This is a genomic window from Shewanella sp. (genome assembly GCF_013214165.1).
Lineage (GTDB): Bacteria > Pseudomonadota > Gammaproteobacteria > Enterobacterales > Shewanellaceae > Shewanella.
In genome coordinates, this window is the sequence record NZ_JABSSM010000021.1 from 92,745 (window position 1) to 113,922 (window position 21,178).

Consider the following 21,178-nt stretch of genomic DNA (forward strand, 5'->3'; position numbering starts at 1 on the left):
AAATAAAGAGTCATGTTACTTGTTAGCCAGCACAATTGAAAGTGTGTACACTAAGGGGATCACCATAAGCAAAAAAATTGCGACTGCGCTCAACAGGAAAATGTTCGATGGGAAAGGTTATAACGCTGTTAAAATTACTGCCGAAAATGCACCAAATACTCTTGTGTTTCTTAGTGTTAGTGACCTTAATCATAGTTATTTTACCTTCCGGTGATCCCCATGCATCTAAGGATGCTAACTCCAAGCTTTCCGGCACCATTAAGCTAGGCAATGGCGACCAAAGTGACAGCTCAAATATGAGTGCCGATAAGTTAGCCCAGCTTAAGGCGCCTCTCTCTTTTCGCACACCGACGCCGCCCGCGGATCTTTTGCGAGTCGAGCGAAAGAGTAGCGACCCGACTCCCCAGATAGAGCCTCAAGCCGAGAGCTCCATCGACGAATTAACGCGTCAACCAGCCCAGAAGAAGCACGTTAAGCATTTCAAGGTAAAGAGTGGTGATACCTTAGCGGCGCTGTTTAATCGCGCCGGATTAAGCTCTCGGGATGTCTATGAGATAACCCAACTGCCAAAAGCCAAGAAAAACCTGCTGAAGATCCTACCAGGTGAAGAGATCATCATAGTGAAAGATGACGCCGGCGAACTCTTGCAGCTCAGTTATCATATCGACCCCATCTCTACCCTAGTCATAGACAGAGACCCCAAGGGCTATTTTGAACATATTTCACAGAAGAAAGTTGACAGCCGCAATAAATTTTCCAGCGCGACCATTAACAATAACTTCTGGAATGCAGGCGTGAGCGCAGGGTTAACCCCAAACCAGATCATGCAGCTAGCGACTATCTTCGGTTGGGATATCGATTTTGCCCTGGACATCAGACGCGGAGATAATTTCTCCATCATCTTCGAAGAGGAATATGCCGATGGTGAATTTCTCAGAAATGGTAATATCTTAGCCGCAGAATTTAGTAACCAGGGTGATCGCTACACAGCAGTTCGCTACACGGATGGCAACTATTACTCGGAAGATGGACGTAGCATGCGCAAGGCCTTCCTGCGCTCCCCCGTCGATTTCAAATATGTTAGCTCAAGCTTCAACCCTAAGCGCTTACACCCGGTCACAGGTCAAGTCAGAGCCCATAGAGGGGTCGATTATGTGGCCGCGGTAGGAACCCCCATTAAAGCCGCGGGTAAGGGCCGAGTGATAAAGTCAGCCTACAACCAATACAATGGTAACTATGTCTTTATCAAACATAACGACACCTATACCACTAAATACTTGCACCTGAAGAAGCGTAAGGTAAGGCAAGGAGCCACAGTTAAACAGGGACAGATAATCGGCACCCTAGGTTCTACGGGACGTGTCACAGGTGCGCATCTGCACTATGAATTTATCGTCAATGGCAGCCACAGAAACCCGAGAACGGTCAAGCTGCCAAAATCATTGCCCATCGCCAAGTCAGAAAAATCTAAATTTTTGGCTCTAAGTAAGCAGATCATGGCTAAACTTCAACAGGACAAGCAGATCCGGCTAGCCTCAATACAATAAGCGTACAGCATTGACACACCCCCTAGCCTAGCCCCGGCAATGACTGATATTCCCGGCTTCTTGTTCGCTACAAAAATGGAAATATTACAATGAGCAGAGACTTGTATATTGGCTTGATGTCGGGTACCAGCATGGATGGTGTCGATGCCGTCTTAGTCGACTTTGGCAAGCAACAACCCAGACTCGTAGCCAAGCATAGTGAGGCTATTCCAAAACATACCTTAAATGGTTTACAGCGCCTCTGCCTCCCGGGCAATGACGAAATAAATCTACTAGGACAACTCGATCGTAGCGTTGGACAGTTATTCGCTGTGGCCGTCAACGCCCTACTGGCCAAGGCCGGTATTACCAAAGAGCAAGTGATCGCCATTGGCAGCCATGGTCAGACCGTCAGACATATGCCCAATCTAGATATGGGATTCACCCTGCAAATCGGCGATCCCAACACCATAGCAGTATCTACCGGTATCGATGTCATCGCCGATTTCAGACGCAAAGACATCGCCTTAGGAGGGCAAGGGGCTCCCTTAGTGCCAGCCTTTCATCAAGAGATCTTTGCCACCACAGACACGCCAAGGATCATTCTCAACATAGGCGGCATCTCCAACATCACCTTCTTCCCGTCAAACAAACCTGCTGATGACCGTCAGGTCATAGGCTTCGATACCGGCCCGGGAAATACCTTGATAGATGCCTGGTGCCAACAGGCGTTACAACAAGCCTACGACGAGAACGGCGCATGGGCTGCAACTGGAACCACGGATGAGAAGCTGCTCAAGCATCTGCTATCTCACTCATACTTCTCTCAACACTTCCCCAAAAGCACAGGACGAGAGCTGTTCAATCAAGCCTGGCTCGAGCAGCAGACTGCGGCGTTTGGTTATCTAAACGAAGCCGATATCCAGTCGACTCTGCTCGATGTAACCTGCCATAGCATAGCCAAAGATACCTTAGCCTTATCCCAGAGTGGAGAGCTGTTTGTCTGCGGCGGCGGCGCATTCAACGGTGAGATGATGGCACGTCTGGCTAAACTCTTGCCTAATTACACCATGAGTACCACATCTGAGCTGGGGATTGACCCACAATGGGTCGAAGGCATCGCTTTCGCCTGGCTTGCCATGCGCTTCCACAACAGGCTGCCAGGGAATCTCCCTGCTGTCACAGGAGCCAGTCGAACGGCGGTGTTAGGCGCGTTATTTCCAGCAGCCTAGCTCATAAGTTTTTCAACACAAAAGACTAATACCATTCCGAGTAAGTATCTGAACATTCAGCGGGAGTTCAAAGCCCTGTAGGCAAGGCGAATGTTTGAAGCTAATAGTTATTCTATATCGAGAACATTCAACGTAGCATAAAGGGCTTTGAAACCCGCACTGCGTGAGGCTCTCAGTGTTTCCACTTCTGTGTTACATTGACTTAAAAGAGAATAACCATTTCCTCATCAATGTGCCTTGAATTGAAAAAACTGAGAGTCTCTGAACTGACCAGATACTTATATGGAATGGTATAACTAAGCCTAATGGCCGCGCCGTACTCGACTCGTTCGAGTCGGTGCACTTTTTCATTTATCATTCTTTTCCCCCACAGATAAAAATCTACTCTATATCCTCCCTGCGAAATGATATGATCGCCCGATAAATGCGTGCTACCAGATTACGTAAACCCAATAAATGAGAGATACCATGAGTAAAAGTGCCAAAGATGCAAGCCAGATGACTCCAGAAGCTCGCTACGACTACTTTGTTGAGCAAGTAAAGTCTGAAGAGACACTATGGACCCTTCAGGATGATGACGGCTGCGTAATGCTAACGACAGAAGAGGAAGATTGTATTCCTATGTGGCCTAGCGAAGAGGCGGCTAAATCTTGGGCTGTCGATGATTGGGAAAACTGCATCCCGCTCGCAATCCCGGTATCTGAATGGTTGGAACGTTGGGTTCCGGGCATGCAGGATGATGATCTATTTGTTGCTGTATACCCAGTGCAAGATGACCTAGGTGTCGTTATTCCTCCCTATGAGTTAGAGCAGCGTCTAACACCGAAGCAGCGTCACTAATTTAGCCCTCGCTAACAGGAGATCCAGCTTGAAAAATGACACCTCAGATCCTTCAATCGATAATGGCGACGACTTAGATGCAGTCACAAATGGTGAAATTGACAAGGATGAAGCTCTCCAAACACAAGCTAAATCGGCTGCTATACCGGTATTAAAACACGCTCTGCCTAAAAGGCTTGCCGCCCTATGCGCTTTCTTTGCCATCGCCTCAATTAGCGGTCTCATAGCAAAACAAGGCGAACTGTTTTGCATACTGACCATAATCATGGTGATTGCCATACTTGGGCGTCAGCGAACGGCTATGTACTTCCTGCAAGGTTATACGGTACTCCAACTTGCTCTCGTCAGTATGTTGCCTGTCTACCTGTATGATCCAGATAATTTACTCGTCGGCAATCCTTCGACATTTAAGCTAGGTGAACTACAAACAAAGGTACCCGACTTCGTTATCTTCGGCATCATAATTGTGCTGGCTATGGTTCAAGTCTGGGTCGCGTTTACCCCTAAGGTTAAAGCCTATTTCAATACCAAGATAAACATGAACATCATGAGTTAAGTTCTTAGGTTCTAGGTTCTTAGGTTCTAGGTTCTTAGGTTCTTAGGTTCTTAGGTTCTAGGACACAAAAAAGCCAGTTGCAATGCAACTGGCTTTTTTTAAATCTTTGTTAGTCTCAGGATTATACTGAGAAGCTCGCTCCACAACCGCAGGTTGTCGTGGCATTGGGGTTCTTCACGAAGAAGCGTGAACCTTCAAGACCCGAAGTGTAATCGACTTCACCACCTACCAGGTACTGTAGGCTCATAGGGTCGACAACTAACTGGACTCCCTGCTTCTCGACGGTGAAATCACCCTCATTAACCTTCTCATCGAAGGTGAAGCCATACTGAAAACCAGAACATCCGCCACCCGTGACGTAGACTCGTAGCTTTAATGCATCATTTTCTTCTTCATCCAGAAGCGTTTTTACCTTTGAGGCAGCCGCATCGGTAAATCGGATAGGCAAAGCATCGTCCGTTTCTGTCACTTGTTCAGCAGTTTGTTCAGTCATGAGTACCTCTGGATCTAATTACAATGCGAGATTATCTAATACCTGACCAATTTGTTCAAGTAATACCCCGCCGTATTTCGTTTCTATGAATTAATCATAACACCGGCTCAGTCGAGTGTTGAACTGGTTTCTCGATTTTGTCTGTCGCTACCCGCTTCGTTCCAGAAAGTAGATCGAGGGCAGAAAACTCCATTTCAGTCTGTGAGCCTTTGGCCCAACGACTCGACTGGACTATGACCTTAGCTATGATTCTGGACAGTTTAAAGCGCTCCGGTAAAGTGACCTCAGTCTCCAACACCTGAAAATATCGAAACCTAAAATTCAAACTCTGGTCACCCGTGAGTGTCGCTAGGCTAAGTTCGGCAATTTTGCCATCCTGAACCCCCACAAATGTAAATTCGGCTCTGCCCTTCAGAGGCTGCTTACGCTTCTGCAACTGAGTTAGGATGAGCTTGAGTCGATACTGGTTCGGCAACAGATTAGGGGTAAACTCTAATCCGTGAATGGCCACGCCATCGGCAATACTCTCTGGCGCCATGATACTGCGATAGAATGCCAGCTCCCTGAGCAAGTCTTTCTCTTTAGCGTGTTGCTCGGCGAACAAGTCCTGCATCTTAACGTTAGTTTCTCTGGATAAAGCCAGTTCCAGATTTCTGGCCGCTAAAGTTTGAGCCTGAATATTCAGCTGCTTAGTCAATTTACCTAACTGTTCTGTGTTACTCTCCAGCGCGGGGCGATTATGGTCAGACCATAAATTATAACTCAGTCCCCCCAAGACAAAGGCGACCGATACCAGTAGCAGTAAGTAAACACTCGATGGTCGAACTTTTCGCTCTAACACTTGAATACGATCGAGCCAACGATGGTAATTTGCCATTAACTAACAACCTCTTAATATAACTTATGTGTAAATAATTTCACCGCCAACATGATGGCAGGCAATGTAAATCCAGGAAGGCTCAGGTGCAAAACAGAATAAAAAAAACCTACACGCGATGCCAGATGTACCTGAGAACAGATCTGCAAGACAAGCTATCTCAGGCTAAGCTCAGTCTGCAACTGTGTATGTTAGCCCTGTTCTTTGCCCTCATCGCCTCTGGTGTCATCATTCTATTTAGGCTGTTACTCCTCTGGCTAAACAATTACACCCAAACCAGCGAGATCGAGTTTACTGAGATACTTGGCGACTGGCGAGTGCTTTTACCCATATTGGGCGCACTTTTAATCTGGCTAGTGGCTCAAATGGGCTCGAAACGCTATAAGCGTATGGGCATCGCCTATGTACTCCACAGAGTGAAGCTTCACTATGGCAAGGTCCCCCTGCAATCGGCCCCGGGTCAATTTTTTCAGGCACTATTCGCGCTCGCCACTAACTTCTCCGTCGGTCGGGAAGGTCCAGCCATACATCTGGGGGCTGTCAGTGCCAGCGTCTTGGCTGAAAAATTTAATCTGCCCGACAACAGCGTCCGTATCATGTGTTCCGGAGGGATTGCCGCAGGCATAGCCGCAACCTTCAACGCGCCGCTGGCCGGTGTGTTTTTCGTATTCGAGGTCATATTACGGGAATATAAGCTGCATTACTTCTTTCCAATCATGATATCGGCCACCTGCGGCGCGGTATCGAGCCAGCTGGTTTTCGGTAATATTCATGAGTATGAACAAATTGGTTTCATTCGCATTCCACTGTCCCAATACCCGATCCTGGCTATCACGGGAGTGATCATAGGGTGTGTCGCCGCCCTGTTTAACACCTCACTGTTGAGAGTCACCGCCAAGGGACAAGACTGGCCCTTGATTTACCGTCTGCTCTTGGCTGGTGTGGTCACCACCCTGGTCGGTGTATTCTTACCGGAAGCCTTAGGCAGTGGCGATCTAGCCATCGAGCGGGCAATCAGTGAACACCCAAGCTTACTCTTTCTCACGGCTCTGCTCATCGGAAAAATCATTGCCACCATAGCCGCTCTCGGCCTGGGTATTCCCGGTGGGATCATAGGCCCGCTATTTGGTATAGGCGCTCTGCTCGGTGCCATACTGGCGCTCATAGGTGCCGCGGCGTTCCCTTCCATGGCGCCCTATATCGGCCTCTATACCATAATTGGCATGACGGCCATGATGGGCGTCTGCCTGGGCGCACCTTTGGCCGCACTCATTGCGCTGCTCGAATTAACCAACAATGCCTCGATGATCTTACCCGCCATGTTTGTCAGTATCCCGGCATTCCTGGTCGCTCACCAAGGATTTAATTCGAAATCATTATTTTATAAGCAACTTGAGATCATGGGCCTCGATTATAAAGTTTCACCTGTCAGGCAAGGGCTGATGAAAACTGGCGTGCGCGCCTTGATGAATAGACGCTTGGTTATCGTCAAAGATGACGAGAAATTATTGCTAGAAGTATTAAAACGAGCAGCAGGGCGCTCTGTGCTTGTCCGCAATGCACTGGGGCAGATGGAGATGCTACAACTAGAAATGCAGCGCTATGACTGTGATAGCGCCCTGACTAGGCATCCTATCGAGGGCTTACCCGATACGGCGACGCTGAATGAAGTCTACCAAATACTTTGCCGAGAACGCCGCGGTGAGGTCTATGTCTATCAAGACAACAGTGAAAACATCGTCGGCGTGATCAGCTGGGCATCATTGCAACAAGAGATACAGTCTGGACAGGTATAACTTAAACAATATAACAAATTTAAAACCGCAATAAGCCAAGTAGACAGCGCTTACATTTTTCAAACAAAATGAGCATTCTGTCACCCCTTTAATATAAATTGCGACTCCCCACTCCCTTTAGAAATTAAATGTTTGAAAGCGCAACAAAAAATCTATATAACAACAACTTAAGCTACCACTTGGTCAGCAAGTTAGTTTAAACATCTCAACTTATAATACTGACTCACGGAAAGTTATCGACTTCAATCAAACATAAAGGAATATTACTGTGAAAAAATTCATCTCAGTCGGAATTGCATTATCACTTAGCGTCTGCTTTTCTCCTGCTAGCTTTGCAGAAACTTGGACACACAGTTTAGGAAATTGCATAACGCAAGCGAACCGCAGCACCATTGTCGAATCCGACAAATTACGCAATATGATCACAGTCAAAGATGACCTATACAAGGGCGCATCTTTCACTTGCTTGCTTGACCTGCGTAGTGATAAAGCGATCACTAAGGTTCAAATCGATTTCGATACTGATTCTGCTATCGCTGTCAGAGACAAGCCCGTTGACCATCCTGACATTCCGTCCCACCTGCCACATTGTGAGCTTACACTTAACTACTCGCCTGGAGGAAGAATCGATTATTTTAAATTAATACCGACCAGAACGACATTGTTGTATGGAGATTACAGGCATCTCACACTTGAAAATCCAAGAGTACAACATGCAGGTACAGGCCATTTACGAGCAGGATATCTGAACTGCAGCACAACATGGTTCGGAAATGAAACCCGGTTCTACGGTCTGCGAATTAGCTACGAAGATTAAGTGAATAATGCCAAAGGCAGAATAACACCTGCCTTTTGTTAAACACCGATAAATGTAGGACATAGGCATCACAAACGATAAACATGCTCGCCAGTCGCTGGCGTCGATAAACTAAGCTCTCGACGCTGTTACACAAGCCTTAACTCCACTTCTATTCATACGCAAGTTATCCGTACCGTTGCACTTGACTAGAATATATCTAAGGAGGATTGGGCTCAGAACTCGCTTCACAGTGATGTTAACGGAAAACTAGAGGGAGTCTTCGCTGGTTTTTTACCTCCACAGACATGGCTCGATTGCTCAGAGTGTGAACGAACGCAATATCTTCGGCTTATAAAGCTGACCATTTCGGTTATCATCCCAGCTAAGCCAGCAACCATTCAATACAGAGGACGTTCATGAGTAAAATCGTCGTAATTTCAGGTCATCCTAATCTTAATTAGTCGATGGCAAATTCAAAAATCATCCATATACTCGGCTCATTAAATAAAACTCATGTACATTGACTCGATGAGTTATATCAGATTACAAGATTGATATTGCAACGGAGCAGGCCGCGCTGATAGACGCCAATCTGGTGATTTTCAATTCCCTCTCTACTGGTCGACTTATCCGGCCATAATGAAAAATGGTTCGATGATGTATTCACCTATAACTTCGCCTTCGGTCCATAGGGAGATAAGTTAAAGAACAAGAAAGTGATACTGTCAATCACGGCTAGCGCAACGGCAGAGTCTTATAGCGAAGGAGATTTTAACTTTATGCCTCTGGACGACTATCTGGAATCGGCACTTCACCCACTCAAGCAGCCCAAGCAAACATAATCGATAGCATAGTAAGCTTTAACATGAACTCAGACATCAATGAAGGCGGCAGTATCGTATACCGTCAACCGCCTTGTCGTCGAACTCGCAGATAGAGTTAAGGCGAACATATCACAAACGATTAATAGCTGATCCTGTCAATTTTGGCAACACGAAAGTAGAAACAAGCAGTCTAAGCGTCGCGGGTAGATGGCCCACCACGATGGGCGTTAAGCACTCGCTAACTTAAAAATGCAGCGATTGATTAACGGATCAGGAACGGGTTATGACCCGGATGTGACCAGATAATAAAATCTGAAGTGACTGATTATATCTAAGCCACTTCAAAATGCTCGTTTCAGAGCTAGCGTAGGATAGCTGAACAAGGCAGAGTTTGAAAAATTAGAGATCCTTTATGTTGAGCTGCTGATAGGTCACGCCATTATTCAGGGTAACCACACAAGAACCGCCAATGTTTTTAAGCTGAGCACACGCCTGCGTGGCCTGCTTTTTCTTGCTGAACTGACCGACTTTTATTCTAAAGTAAGTTTTGCCCTTTACACTAGCCCGTTCATAGGTAGGCGTTACCCCTTCTAGCGCTGACGCATACTTTTTTTGTAACTTAAGCCAAAATGATTCAATCACCCATGGATTGGTAACCGAAGATAATTGCAGCGCATATTTACCACCTAGATGGCCGTTGGCAAGAAAGCCATTCTTGGATGCCAAGCTTACCTCAATGGGTTGCTCGGGCGCCGAAGGGTATGCCGCTGCCGTTTGCACCTTAGGCTGCTGCGAGGCGGGCTCACTCACGGCGATGACATCTGGAGTAGGTTCTTGGGCCTGCTTAACATCAATCAACACAGGTTTTTCAACGGCCTGCATCATCTCGACTGCAGGCTCTAATTCAGGCTCTAATGCAGGAGCTAATTCAGGGTCTTCGACCATGGCACCAAGTTGAACGATCAACTCTTTCAAGTCGCTCTCGATCACCACCAAACGAGCCACGCTGGGCTGCATCAATTGCCATTCGGCCATGCCTTTCTCAAGGCTATCGACCCTAGTCACTATCTCTTGTTGCTGAGTATCTAGCCTTTGGGTGTCGTCGGCCTGCTTAGTTGAGCTGACACACCCCGTCAAAGTGATGAACAAGCTCAAAAGCAATATGAAATTTGTACTCGCAATATTCATGTTAAATAGAATCACCCAAAACTCATCATGTTAAGCAAAGCTTCCGTTACCTGATACAACATCAGGACCAGAAACTAATATCCATTAAGCCTGTAAAAATAGTCCCTAGTAACAACATAGGGTTAAAGCACGCTACATCATAAATGAAATGGACAAGCTATTATAGTGATACGGCTGGCATTAATGCTCTGTCAGTGGAAATCGCCACTCACCCCTAGAGCTCAAATTCGAAGGCCTCAACATTACAATAAAGTCCGGCAGCGGCTAGGCTTTGGCAACTATTTTGAGCTTGAACAGACTCTTTATAAAATGCCACATTTAGCATATATTTTTCGTTAGCTTCATTGAAAACATAAAAAGCCTCATATGTAAGTACGTTATCAGGGTTTCGGCGTACAATTCCCCAGTAGGTTTTAAGAATATCTAACGAGTGAAAATCACCAAGATTAACCACATAGCCTTTGGCAAACTGTATCTGATCTAGGGTAAAATCGGCGCCATTAATAATATCACCGCTCGCCTTAAAACTCAGCTCAAGCTCATCAGCCCCATGTAGCTTTTTACGACTGATATAGCTGGAATCGATGGACGCACGATAGTGTCCCGGCAAGAGATCGGTAAACAGATAGTAACCATCAAATTCAGTTTCTGCCGTAGCAATAAGTTTATCATTGTCATCTACAAGATTGACTGTCACGTAGGCGGCAGGCTTCTCGGTACCCATAGCATTCTTAACATATACGGTCCCTTCCAGTTCACTGGCGGTTACTACCGGGAAATCCATCACCTCAATGGATCCTTTGCGCGGGGTAATAGAAATCCCTGGAATCGCCGGCAGTAAGAAGGGATCATCAAAGCTATCTCGATCGAGAACAATATCGGTAGTCAAGTTATTCTGCATACCTTGGAGCATGGCTACCCCATTTTCATTACTCAAGGCCTGCCGATGGCTCTGCAACCCTTTAACCTTAGCACCTTCTACAATTGGCTCACCCTCATCAAACACACCATTAGCATTTTCATCTTCGAATACCCTTACCATCATGGATCCCTGATTGGCAAGTGAGTGACGGCTAGTAAAGAATTGACTTGTGATAGGTTCATAGCCAAAGCTGAATCGATAATTAACGGCTATTGACCAGTCACCATCATCGTCATAGTTAATATTACTATTAAGGCTGTATTTTTCTTCGTGCCAAGTAAGCCCAAGCTCGGTGTTGTACTTGTCCGTAATGGGGAAAAAGTCTAGGCTTAACTCTGATTGCAACTGTGATGTTATCGGGATGTAAGAATCCAAACTTAGTATAGTGAGCTCACTCTCAGGGCTTAATCGGTAACCGGCACTGAAACGGGTTGATACGCGTCCAAAGCTTCTTTGCAAGCGTAAGTTGCCTGTAATCCTTTCATTTTCATCTAATTGACTCACACTCTGATACCAAGACAGCTTATTATTAACCAACATGCCATAAGAGTTAAACGTCACTTGCTGAGTTACCGAATCTCGACGTGTGCCAGTGTTCGACAGAAAGTGATTCCAATTAGTTTGGTAGCTGAGAGGCAGAGCTGAGTCAGCAAATAATCGTCCTGACAAATTTAAATCATATTGATTGGTTTCTGAATCCTGCAAAATATTATCGGGTAAATTTGTTTGTCGCCAGTTATAACGTAAACCTAAAGAATGATCGCCAATACGAGTTCGTGCCGAGAACAATCCCTGCTGAACAGCATCTGGTTCAATTTCATAACTGGCTTGTAATAGCAAATTATCAAACAGACTCATATTACTACCTAATGAATAACTCTGCTTATCATCCCCATCTTTAGCGAGCATACTGGCATGACCCAAGCTAAAAGAAAGCCAATCAGTGACCCCCTGTTGGTATAATCCGGATACCAACCAGCCTTGATGTCCTACTTTGCCGAGCCCTGAAATACCAAATAGGCTCTTCCCCACCTCAGTGACAGACACACCATAATTACTCTCTTTGGACGTTAAAGCATTGCTATTCACAAATACCTGTTTGCTCTTGGTCTCCACCTGCCCCTGGGGGCCGTAAAAAATCATCTCAAACTGGTTATCACCAAATAATAACTCGATGTCGTTAAATTCATAACGGCCATTTTTCAAACTGAGCTGACTCGCTATAAATAGTCCATTTCGGTATAACTCTATGTCCCATCCAGGCTGAATATCACCGTTTAGATTTATTTTGTCATGATCAACAACACGGCCGATATCATAATTAGAAAAACGTCCTCCACGACTTAAGCCGCCGGTATTGCCAATGCCAGCGTTTACCGGCGTGATATCGCCTAATTGATATTGTGTTGCACGCAATGGCCCTAATAAATCTGCTTTAGTAGATTCTTTTGTCAATTTCAAGCGAAGATCGGATATAATATCCGCATCATTACCCCCCATATAGTATTCGGCATTTAGGTAAGCTAAATCCTGACTTCCCAGTACAGAATAACCTCCGACCAGGCCATTATTAGAGGTACTGCCATAGAGTTGAACATCAACCAAGGGATGGGAGTATGCCTGATAGGTAGACTCACGCCAGGGGAGTACGGCTATGTTGCTATACGTTGAGCGTGTAGAGCTTTTTCTATTTTTTCTTGCCCAGCGCCGCTGTACGGGTAAAGGTGTTTCCGGATGTAATTTTAAGGTAAGGTCAACAAAATCGAATTCCATGCCAATGCCAAACCAGTCTGAGAGTATATCGGCGTCTATATATAAGTCATCGCTTTCAGAACGTAAACTCTGGCTACTGATCACACTAGATTGACCATTGATTATGACCTGTGCAGGTGCAGTCTCAGAACTCAGCTCTTCGGGCCAGGTAAGCAGGAAATGTCGATCCTCACTGATAAACCACCCCTCAGCTCTGCGTTGCTCAAGGTCTACCTCAATAGGAAAATCAAGTAACTCAAGTAGCCCCATAAGCCCCAGTTGAGCATCTTCAGCACTCTTAAAGGCAAAGACTTCAGATAGTGCAATCTTGTCCACAGATAAAGACAGTAATAGTTCTTCACCAACGGGAATACGCACCACCGACTCAGAGGCAACAGCAACTTCCGATAGGATGATTTCATCAGTACGCTGATATTGCAAACCGATACGTTTTAGCAGTAACTGAACCTTAGGGTTGGTGAGTTTATTAGCAACTGAACTATCGACTGCGGCCTGCAGTGGCCCATGGGTTACTGTTGCCAAGAACAAAATCCCAAAAGCCAACATTTTAAACATCAAAACGCTGGAAGCTGAAATAGCAATAAACGCTTTGGACCTAGCCCGGAAGGCATGGGTGACCAAGGTCTTGACCCAAGGCTGGGTCAAGACATAAAACCGAAGAGGTAAAGCGCCGATTCGCATAAAAAATCTAACTCGAAAATTTATTCATTATGGCACTGTCTTTATAGAATCCAGAGTCACCAGTATCGATTTTTCAGCCAGCAGCACACCATTAAACTCTTTTACGCCCTCAAAGGCCAAGCGTAAGTTCCCTCTCGCTGGAGTATAATCAGGCCAAGTTAACTGTATTTTATGCTGTGTAAGCTCAGGGTAAACTGTATAGCCGTGAACTCTTGCAACGATTTGTTCAGGAGCATCTTGAGACGGCTGCCAGTATGCAATAATATTACCGGTCACGGAATTACGGCCGCTATGGTTAAGCAGCGCCGTAATGGTTGCACGGGGGAATGTTTTCTCTTTTGCCAGCGTTACACTAGTTAAAGCCACGCTCGCATCAATTTCGCCTTGGCGCACTATAATGGGGAGCGAGTAACTCATGACGACATTGAGTTTGATTCTGATTCCATTGACATTACTAGACTCTGGTGATTTGGGCGGTAATGCTTTTAGTAATAAATGGGAGCGATACTCGCCATCTGCTAAGCCCTTTGGACGACGCACCGCAAGTCTAATGGTTTGGCGCTCATCGGGTTTGAGAGTCACCTGCTTAGGGCTAAAACGAATCATGCCGCTGGCCGTCGGAAAAGTCTTAGCTTCTTCCTCGGTTAGGTTATGATAACTACCATTTTCTAGTACTGATTTTTGCTGCCAGCTCAATCGATAAGTACGGGTTTCTTGGCCGGTATTAATTAAGACTAACGACGTGGAACGCTCGCGGTCGTTAAGAGTAACCTGTGTTGGGGAAATAAGCAGGCTCGCCTGCAAGTAGCCCGAATGGCAACATATCAATATTAGCGAACACTTTATTACTCGAAATAACAGACTATTCATCTCTTCCTCTTAAATTGGCAAAGTAGCTACCGCAAACATGACTTAAAATATATTAATATCAACAGATTAATGTCGACATTTAAAATAATCATATGGTAATTAATGTAGGAGTAATTACATTATAATCATGGTTAATAATCGATGGTCATTAGCAAACGTGCCTGATATTCAGTATCAATATAATGGCCACGGGGATCTCCCGAGGACTGCAATGTGCCACCAATAAACACACTTGCCATACCATTACTATCGGTAACAACCGACGTGTCGGTTTTGACACTGACCAAAGTGAACTGCTGTGTACCGAGCCCCGATGCAACCTGAGTCTGGGCCTGCATAACAGCAGCACCAATGGATAACATCTTATAGCTTGGATACTGGCTTAATGTGAACTCAGCGGCATGCCCTAGTGTTAACACCCGAAAATGTCGGCTAAAATCGATTTTGCCACTTGGTGTAACACTGATAGTGCCCACTGAAGAATTATCTATTATCACTATGGTACCGAAGTCAAGAGCCTGTTCGAGCTCCACGGCTGCTTGAGCCGAAGATACAAATAAACAGATTCCAAACAATAACTTTATATTAGTGATTCGTATAAAATGCATTCAGCTCTCTTATGGTACGTAGAAGGCGTCGGTATACAAACCTGCCTTCTACATACGAAGTTCATTACAGGTTAGTACGATACGACGACATCAAAAGTACCAGTATAATCACCATCAACATAAGCAGTAATAGCCCCCTCAGTACCACGTTTGTCGGTTTTCAAGGTTGCACCAACCGAAAAGGTAACATTACCTTCTGAATCAGCGGCTAGATTCTTAGCTGCATAGGCTTTTCCTTTGTTTGCACCAGATGTGATATAAGCCTCAAAACCACTTAAAAGAAAATTAGATGTTTCACTTGGCGCTGAAGCAGCCTTAAGTGTGACGGCATCATCAGCTGGAAGCGTAAGCTCCAGTTTTGAGAATGGTGCGACTTTAGCTATGGTATAAGTCGCTGCAGCACCATCAACAATAACCTGTGCCGAAGCCTTTACTTTACTGTCAGCTGAAGGGCTATCGCCATTCGCATAGATTGTAACCGTAGCAACTTCAGCAGTAGCAGTAGCAGTGCCGATATCTGAAGTGACACGAATAGTACCGAAGTCAATTCCAGTTACTTGCGCCAGATCAAAAGCATTTTGGACTTTTACAGTCGCCGTAGAGGGCGCAGTTTCTTCAGCTGTAGCTTGAGTTGAACCCGCCGCTAACAAAGCAATGGCAATAACTTTAGATAATGTTTTTACGTTAGTCATAATTTTATTCCGTATATGAATTTATATTCTGTCGACAATTTTCTTTACGTTAAAATCCATCTCTAATGAGACTTACTTTGTTATCGACACGATAATACACAACTTTAATATTTATTTCTCTTATTAGTAATATTTTATCATTGACTCTCCATTATATTTAACTGCTCGACAATATTGATTAGATTTTTTCAGACCAGCACAGACTTCTTGAGCATGTTTTTTTGACTTAAAGACTCCGGCTAACAGCCTGCGATATCGAGTTTCACCCTTTATAATATCTGTTGAATATGGCAATAGGTCTTTCAATAGTCCCGGATATCTAGCTTGATAACTCAACCAACTAGACTGTACATTTTTCAGCCTAACAAATGATGCTAAATGAATCGAAAATTGTTCGCCCTGCTCTACATTTGTCATTCGTGAGTCAATAAATGATTTAACATTAGTAACAACTAAATTATTTTCTGCTGCTTCATTTTGTGAAACTGACTTTTTTACAGATAGTTTAGATTGGCCATTAACTGTTTCTTTATTGACCACGAATATATCTTTTTCATTATTCAACTGTTCGGCTGTCGGGTTAGCCTTGAGCTTAGACATCTTGCTTAACTCAGTGATCAAAAACTCTAAATCAGCCTCACTACTCACTAACCGTTTAATGGCAGGGCGCAACTCTTTCCACTCTTCCCACTCTTTCAAGTGTTGCTCAAACTTCAAAGAAAGCGCTTCAAACCTTTGATTATCATATCTTTGAAGCGATACATCATCAGCAAAACAGTTGGAAAAACAGAAGCTGGCCAGCATAAACGCTGATAAACGCAAGCAGTGAAGATCAAACTGCTTAAATAATATTCGCTTAATGTTCTGGCTCATGTTAGCCATCTCTGCGCCCTCTAAAATCAACAAATAAAAATAGTTCAATATTCAAACAGAAAAGCCACCATTAAAACTTAACCTTCTCAAAACAAGCTTCACCACTCATCAAGATAATGCCAAAATGATGCCAACTTATTTATATAACCACGTAACACATGTATCATTGATACAAATTGTGATAAGCATCACAAAGACGCAGTAAATTAAACAGAATTTTTAATAATCAGTAACTATTAACTTGCTTATAATGATTTAACCTGACCTCATAGCGTTTAAAATACCAGCAAAACCTCGTATTAAAGTAATACATCATTAATTTTAAGTGCTCGAATGTATATTTATTAATCGGCTAACATGTCAAAAAATAATCGTTACCGCTTATTATTTATATCCCGAAGTCATTTTCATGACAGATATATAAAAGTTTATTAGGTGGCGGGAAACAATTACCACTTATAAATTAAATCTAATATTTAGATCGAACAAACAGAAATCAAACCTTCATCACAAAGATGTTTTAAAATTAAATGTTTAAATAAATTTGAGAAACAAACAGCAACAATAAACAGTAAGCTCATAAAGACGATTTATAAATTCTGTCGGGTATAGGGTTGTCAATATAGGCTCCATCAATAGCCCTGCGGATATTCCACAGCCACACTGTTTTTGCTATAGTGCCAGCCATTCTAGATGAGAGGCTTTAGACACGGTTCGCTCCCTGTTGTGCCGACTCTGCATGTATTAAAATGTCAGTTTCACGCTCGTCTCCCCCAAGCGCTTGCCTATGCCTGATTTTATGATCGGGTGCATAGAAATGCTGGGCATAAGATCACAATAACTGATCAACTTGAAGGCAATTTAGGCTGGGCTGATATACTCTAGCGAACACGCATTCAGGCAGAGCCTTTTCCTTCACGCGAAGCAACCTATGAATTGGTATTCACGAAAGCCTAATTTTAATCAGATGACTGACTTTAAGGATTGATTATGACCCGCTCCGAAACGCTATTTGCACAGGCTAAAAAAACGATCCCCGGTGGCGTTAACTCGCCAGTACGTGCTTTCAATGGCGTAGGTGGCTCGCCACTCTTCATCGAGAAAGCCGATGGCGCCTATATCTATGATGCCGACGGTAAGGCATATATCGATTATGTCGGTTCTTGGGGACCGATGATCTTAGGTCATAACCACCCTAAGATCCGTCAAGCCGTTTTAGACGCGGTTGAAAATGGTCTATCTTTCGGTGCCCCGACTGAGCTTGAAGTCAAAATGGCGGAGAAGGTCATCGAGATGGTGCCTTCCATGGAACAGGTGCGTATGGTGAGTTCAGGTACCGAAGCCACCATGAGTGCGATTCGTTTGGCACGAGGCTTCACTAACCGTGACAAGATCTTGAAATTTGAAGGCTGTTACCACGGCCACGCCGACTGCTTATTGGTTAAAGCTGGATCCGGTGCTCTGACTCTGGGTCAGCCAAGCTCTCCTGGGATCCCTGAAGATTTCGCTAAGCACACACTGACAGCCAGCTATAATGAGCTTGATTCAGTCAAGGCACTGTTCGAGCAATATCCAGAAGAGATCTCTTGCATCATACTCGAGCCTGTTGCCGGCAACATGAACTGTATCCCACCAGTAAAAGGTTTCTTAGAAGGCCTGCGTACTCTCTGTGATCAGTACGGTGCCTTGCTTGTTATCGATGAGGTAATGACAGGTTTCCGTGTATCTAAGGGCGGCGCTCAAGGCCACTACGGCATCACACCTGATCTAACGACTCTTGGTAAAGTGATCGGTGGCGGCATGCCTGTTGGCGCATTCGGCGGGCGTAAGGACGTGATGCAGTTTATCGCACCTACGGGGCCGGTATATCAGGCGGGCACACTATCGGGTAACCCAATTGCCATGTCTGCTGGCCTTGCTCAACTGGATGCACTCTGTGAAGACGGCGTCTACGAAGAGCTTGCCGCTAAGACTAAGCGTATCGCAGAGGGCTTCAAGGCTGCGGCGAACAAGCACGGCATCCCTATGTCCATCAACTATGTGGGTGGCATGTTCGGTTTATTCTTCACCGAAGAAGAGAAGGTAACAACATTCGCTCAAGTCACTAAATGTGATGCCGACAAGTTCCCCATCTTCTATCACGGCATGTTAGATGAAGGTGTTTACTTAGCACCGAGTGCTTATGAAGCAGGTTTCCTGTCGATGGCTCACGGTGAGAAAGAGATCGAAGCGACACTGGCAGCTGCCGATCGTGTCTTTGCTAAGATGGCTAAATAAGTTAACTAAATTTACTAGTACAGAAAAGGACGCTTCAAGCGTCCTTTTTTATTGCCAGATTCATATTGGCAGAAGCCAGCTTACCTATCTACAACTCACAGCGAGAAAGAGATAGTGGCGATATTGGCAGCTGCCGATCGCGTATTCGCTAAGATGACTAAGTAACTCGTTAACTCAATAGCGAGGTCAAATTCCCAAGGAATACCAAGGCAATAGTGAATATTTAAGACTAGAAACCATCTCGGTTTCTCTTTGAGCCCCAAGTCGAGCGTAGGATAAACAAAGCGATAACGCCTTGAATAAGCAGTGGGCTATTATCCATGGCAATAGAAGGCTTGTTCACAATGCCTAAATTAACGAGCTGTATAGCACAAATCACCAGCCAAACTAAGGAGCCTAACAGCAACACGGCTCGAAATATAAACTTCATACGCCCCCAACAAAACACTTCTGCTCTAGGTTTTATCTGCACTCAGGAATTAGAGCCTAAAATGCTAGACCTAGTGGCTATAATAAGTACAAGATACTGATTATTTATTGAGCGGTCAATTATTTGACTCTGTCACAAAAAATGACGGGCATACTGATTTTTCAGTTAACTGCATTGGATATCAAACCAATATCGATAAGCCATTGAACCCAAGTCTTTTATTGGATTACAAATACCATCTAATGATAAGAAATCATTTCACACTTTTCTAAACTTACTCACGTTACTCAAATGTTCATATCAAATGAACAGGATTTAATAAATTAAAAATCAGGCTCAAATTTCGGCTTAACTAGCCTAATGCAAGATGCTCCGCTGCACAAAAACACCGGAAAACAGAGCCAGTTAACACTTGTGTTATTAACATCTGTGTGGCCTAATCCGCCCGCTCGACACACCAAGCTTAAATAAACCTTAATTCTGGATATTGCTTGCCCGCACCAGGCAATAAAAATCTTCTGTAGGAACTGATGTATGCTCAACATATTCCTGATATCCCTCGCTGTTTTAGCCCTATTAAGTATCATTTTCGAAGAGGTCACGCACCTCAATAAAACCAAGACAACCCTATTCTTCGGGTGTATCTCATGGATCGTACTATTTATCTCGGCCGGAGATGCTAGCCATGAGAAACTCGTCGAAGCTGAACTCAACGAAAACCTACTCGAGATAGCAAGCCTCTGGCTGTTCCTCATGTCGACCATGACATTTGTGGCCTATCTCAACGCGAAAGGCATGATCCAAATACTGGTACAGAAGCTTTTCCCCCAACGAGTATCCGTACGTTTACTCATGATACAAGTCGCTTTCTTCTCGCTGGTACTGTCCGCTATCTGTGACAACGTCACCGCGACTCTGGTCTCACTGGGCTTGTTAACCACCTTTAAGCTCGATAGCCAGATGCGTCGCCGCATGGCGGTGTTAATCATTTTTGCCGTAAACTCAGGCGGGGTTGCCTTGATCACGGGTGATGTCACTACCTTGATGATCTTTCTCGGTGGCCATGTGCAGATGTCCGAACTCATAGTGCTCTTCATACCTGCAACCGTCAGTGTGATGTTGCTAGCCGTGCTCTTCTCTCTCAAGGCTGAAGGACATGTCAGCACCACGCCGATCACGCGGAGTTTTCAAAGGGTCGATGTGATAATTGCCATCATATTCTTCTCTACCATAGTGGCGACCATGGCACTGAATGTCTTGTTTGGCATCCCGCCGGTGCTGACCTTCTTAACCGGTTTATCTATCATGTTCCTAGTGGGCACCACCTCGCGCACCAATAAAGAAGAGCTACAGATCCTCGAATATATCAGGCAAGTTGAATATGATACCTTGTTATTTTTCCTCGGTATCTTGCTGTTAGTAGGCATGCTAAAGGAGATTGGTGCCTTAGATCTACTCACTCAGGTCTACGCTCAATTTGATCCAAATATCTCTAATTTTGTAGCGGGTATAGGCTCGGCATTACTCGATAATGTGCCGCTAACTGCGGCGCTGTTAAAAGCCCAGCCAGTACTCAGCACCCCAGAGTGGCTAGGATTAACATACTCGGTTGGTGTGGGAGGTTCACTGCTCGTCATAGGATCGGCGGCAGGCATCATTGCCATGAGCAAGGTAAAGGAACTCACCTTTGTCAGTTACCTTAAATATGTACCTGCGCTGCTATTGTGCTATAGCGTGGGTTACGGGCTAACCCTATTCCTATCATATAAATTTTTCGGTTAAGCCAGCTCAACCGAGCAGACCAAAAGAGGGCGCCAATCGGCGCCCTCTTTTATCTGTAAAATCAGAGCCTAAAATCAGAGCCAGCCATTATAAATCAATAACATAATCCATAAAATCAGAGCCAGCCATTATAAATCAA

Annotated in this window: 18 protein-coding genes and 1 pseudogene; 10 read left to right on the plus strand and 9 right to left on the minus strand. The window is 44.8% G+C overall.

Going from position 1 to position 21,178, the window contains the following annotated elements; all coding sequences use genetic code 11:
• Positions 1–107 precede the first annotated feature (107 nt).
• From HRU42_RS07860 to HRU42_RS07875, 4 genes are all read left to right on the plus strand, one after another.
• Positions 108–1,547 (plus strand): peptidoglycan DD-metalloendopeptidase family protein, encoded by a 1,440-nt coding sequence (locus HRU42_RS07860; RefSeq protein ID WP_295030061.1) that lies wholly within the window; start codon positions 108–110, stop codon positions 1,545–1,547.
• Between the two features lie 89 nt (positions 1,548–1,636).
• Positions 1,637–2,758, plus strand: coding sequence for an anhydro-N-acetylmuramic acid kinase (locus HRU42_RS07865; protein WP_295030063.1), 1,122 nt, complete (start codon positions 1,637–1,639; stop codon positions 2,756–2,758).
• Positions 2,759–3,226: 468 nt separating this feature from the next.
• On the plus strand, positions 3,227–3,598 hold the full coding sequence (locus tag HRU42_RS07870) for a DUF2750 domain-containing protein (protein WP_295030064.1): 372 nt from the start codon (positions 3,227–3,229) through the stop codon (positions 3,596–3,598).
• 142 nt (positions 3,599–3,740) lie between these two features.
• Positions 3,741–4,154 carry a hypothetical protein gene (locus HRU42_RS07875; RefSeq protein WP_295030117.1) on the plus strand — a complete coding sequence of 138 codons (414 nt, stop codon included), beginning with the start codon at positions 3,741–3,743 and terminating at the stop codon, positions 4,152–4,154.
• 121 nt (positions 4,155–4,275) lie between these two features.
• Here the strand turns inward: HRU42_RS07875 and erpA are convergent, their stop codons facing one another.
• Together erpA and HRU42_RS07885 are read right to left on the minus strand one after the other, a co-directional pair.
• The gene (gene erpA, locus HRU42_RS07880; RefSeq protein ID WP_295030066.1) at positions 4,276–4,647 is read right to left on the minus strand and encodes an iron-sulfur cluster insertion protein ErpA; all 372 of its coding nucleotides are present in this window, start codon (positions 4,645–4,647) and stop codon (positions 4,276–4,278) included.
• Positions 4,648–4,741: 94 nt separating this feature from the next.
• The gene (locus HRU42_RS07885; protein WP_295030067.1) at positions 4,742–5,524 is read right to left on the minus strand and encodes a DUF6776 family protein; all 783 of its coding nucleotides are present in this window, start codon (positions 5,522–5,524) and stop codon (positions 4,742–4,744) included.
• A gap of 125 nt (positions 5,525–5,649) precedes the next feature.
• Between HRU42_RS07885 and HRU42_RS07890 the strand changes: the two genes are divergently transcribed.
• The 3 genes from HRU42_RS07890 (at position 5,650) to HRU42_RS07900 (ending at position 8,961) form a co-directional block, all read left to right on the plus strand.
• Positions 5,650–7,320 (plus strand): chloride channel protein, encoded by a 1,671-nt coding sequence (locus tag HRU42_RS07890; RefSeq protein ID WP_295030119.1) that lies wholly within the window; start codon positions 5,650–5,652, stop codon positions 7,318–7,320.
• Between the two features lie 268 nt (positions 7,321–7,588).
• Positions 7,589–8,137: a hypothetical protein gene (locus HRU42_RS07895; protein ID WP_295030068.1), complete on the plus strand. Its 549-nt coding sequence runs from the start codon at positions 7,589–7,591 to the stop codon at positions 8,135–8,137.
• A gap of 698 nt (positions 8,138–8,835) precedes the next feature.
• Positions 8,836–8,961: a hypothetical protein gene (locus tag HRU42_RS07900; RefSeq protein WP_295030070.1), complete on the plus strand. Its 126-nt coding sequence runs from the start codon at positions 8,836–8,838 to the stop codon at positions 8,959–8,961.
• A gap of 381 nt (positions 8,962–9,342) precedes the next feature.
• Here HRU42_RS07900 and HRU42_RS07905 read toward each other — a convergent pair whose 3' ends face one another.
• The 6 genes from HRU42_RS07905 to HRU42_RS07930 form a co-directional block, all read right to left on the minus strand.
• On the minus strand, positions 9,343–10,131 hold the full coding sequence (locus tag HRU42_RS07905; protein WP_295030072.1) for an SPOR domain-containing protein: 789 nt from the start codon (positions 10,129–10,131) through the stop codon (positions 9,343–9,345).
• A 214-nt stretch (positions 10,132–10,345) separates the two neighbouring features.
• Positions 10,346–13,348: a sporulation protein gene (locus tag HRU42_RS07910; RefSeq protein ID WP_295030073.1), complete on the minus strand. Its 3,003-nt coding sequence runs from the start codon at positions 13,346–13,348 to the stop codon at positions 10,346–10,348.
• Positions 13,349–13,534: 186 nt separating this feature from the next.
• Positions 13,535–14,377: a molecular chaperone gene (locus tag HRU42_RS07915; protein ID WP_295030074.1), complete on the minus strand. Its 843-nt coding sequence runs from the start codon at positions 14,375–14,377 to the stop codon at positions 13,535–13,537.
• A 131-nt stretch (positions 14,378–14,508) separates the two neighbouring features.
• Positions 14,509–14,985 (minus strand): DUF4402 domain-containing protein, encoded by a 477-nt coding sequence (locus HRU42_RS07920; protein WP_295030075.1) that lies wholly within the window; start codon positions 14,983–14,985, stop codon positions 14,509–14,511.
• Between the two features lie 71 nt (positions 14,986–15,056).
• Positions 15,057–15,677 carry a DUF4402 domain-containing protein gene (locus HRU42_RS07925; RefSeq protein WP_295030076.1) on the minus strand — a complete coding sequence of 207 codons (621 nt, stop codon included), beginning with the start codon at positions 15,675–15,677 and terminating at the stop codon, positions 15,057–15,059.
• Between the two features lie 123 nt (positions 15,678–15,800).
• Positions 15,801–16,559 carry an SPOR domain-containing protein gene (locus tag HRU42_RS07930; protein ID WP_295030078.1) on the minus strand — a complete coding sequence of 253 codons (759 nt, stop codon included), beginning with the start codon at positions 16,557–16,559 and terminating at the stop codon, positions 15,801–15,803.
• Between the two features lie 700 nt (positions 16,560–17,259).
• Here HRU42_RS07930 and HRU42_RS21160 point away from each other — a divergent pair.
• Positions 17,260–17,432 (plus strand): annotated as a pseudogene (locus HRU42_RS21160) (aspartate carbamoyltransferase); the annotation flags it as partial.
• A gap of 108 nt (positions 17,433–17,540) precedes the next feature.
• Positions 17,541–18,827: a glutamate-1-semialdehyde 2,1-aminomutase gene (gene hemL / locus HRU42_RS07935; RefSeq protein WP_295030079.1), complete on the plus strand. Its 1,287-nt coding sequence runs from the start codon at positions 17,541–17,543 to the stop codon at positions 18,825–18,827.
• 229 nt (positions 18,828–19,056) lie between these two features.
• On the opposite strand, the gene HRU42_RS07940 is transcribed toward hemL, so the two are convergent.
• On the minus strand, positions 19,057–19,257 hold the full coding sequence (locus HRU42_RS07940; RefSeq protein WP_295030081.1) for a hypothetical protein: 201 nt from the start codon (positions 19,255–19,257) through the stop codon (positions 19,057–19,059).
• 534 nt (positions 19,258–19,791) lie between these two features.
• On the opposite strand from HRU42_RS07940, the gene nhaD reads away from it, so the two are divergent.
• Complete coding sequence (gene nhaD, locus HRU42_RS07945) at positions 19,792–21,039, plus strand: sodium:proton antiporter NhaD (protein ID WP_295030083.1); 1,248 nt, start codon at positions 19,792–19,794, stop codon at positions 21,037–21,039.
• Positions 21,040–21,178 lie beyond the last annotated feature (139 nt).

What these genes read in the sequence shown, in the direction of transcription:
- HRU42_RS07860 (WP_295030061.1), top strand. Translation starts at nt 108, where the DNA reads ATGGGAAAGGTTATAACGCTGTTAAAATTACTGCCGAAAATGCACCAA.
- HRU42_RS07865 (WP_295030063.1), top strand. Translation starts at nt 1,637, where the DNA reads ATGAGCAGAGACTTGTATATTGGCTTGATGTCGGGTACCAGCATGGAT.
- HRU42_RS07870 (WP_295030064.1), top strand. Translation starts at nt 3,227, where the DNA reads ATGAGTAAAAGTGCCAAAGATGCAAGCCAGATGACTCCAGAAGCTCGC.
- erpA (WP_295030066.1), bottom strand. Translation starts at nt 4,647, where the DNA reads ATGACTGAACAAACTGCTGAACAAGTGACAGAAACGGACGATGCTTTG.
- HRU42_RS07885 (WP_295030067.1), bottom strand. Translation starts at nt 5,524, where the DNA reads ATGGCAAATTACCATCGTTGGCTCGATCGTATTCAAGTGTTAGAGCGA.
- HRU42_RS07890 (WP_295030119.1), top strand. Translation starts at nt 5,650, where the DNA reads ATGTACCTGAGAACAGATCTGCAAGACAAGCTATCTCAGGCTAAGCTC.
- HRU42_RS07905 (WP_295030072.1), bottom strand. Translation starts at nt 10,131, where the DNA reads ATGAATATTGCGAGTACAAATTTCATATTGCTTTTGAGCTTGTTCATC.
- HRU42_RS07915 (WP_295030074.1), bottom strand. Translation starts at nt 14,377, where the DNA reads ATGAATAGTCTGTTATTTCGAGTAATAAAGTGTTCGCTAATATTGATA.
- HRU42_RS07920 (WP_295030075.1), bottom strand. Translation starts at nt 14,985, where the DNA reads ATGCATTTTATACGAATCACTAATATAAAGTTATTGTTTGGAATCTGT.
- HRU42_RS07925 (WP_295030076.1), bottom strand. Translation starts at nt 15,677, where the DNA reads ATGACTAACGTAAAAACATTATCTAAAGTTATTGCCATTGCTTTGTTA.
- HRU42_RS07930 (WP_295030078.1), bottom strand. Translation starts at nt 16,559, where the DNA reads ATGGCTAACATGAGCCAGAACATTAAGCGAATATTATTTAAGCAGTTT.
- hemL (WP_295030079.1), top strand. Translation starts at nt 17,541, where the DNA reads ATGACCCGCTCCGAAACGCTATTTGCACAGGCTAAAAAAACGATCCCC.
- HRU42_RS07940 (WP_295030081.1), bottom strand. Translation starts at nt 19,257, where the DNA reads ATGAAGTTTATATTTCGAGCCGTGTTGCTGTTAGGCTCCTTAGTTTGG.
- nhaD (WP_295030083.1), top strand. Translation starts at nt 19,792, where the DNA reads ATGCTCAACATATTCCTGATATCCCTCGCTGTTTTAGCCCTATTAAGT.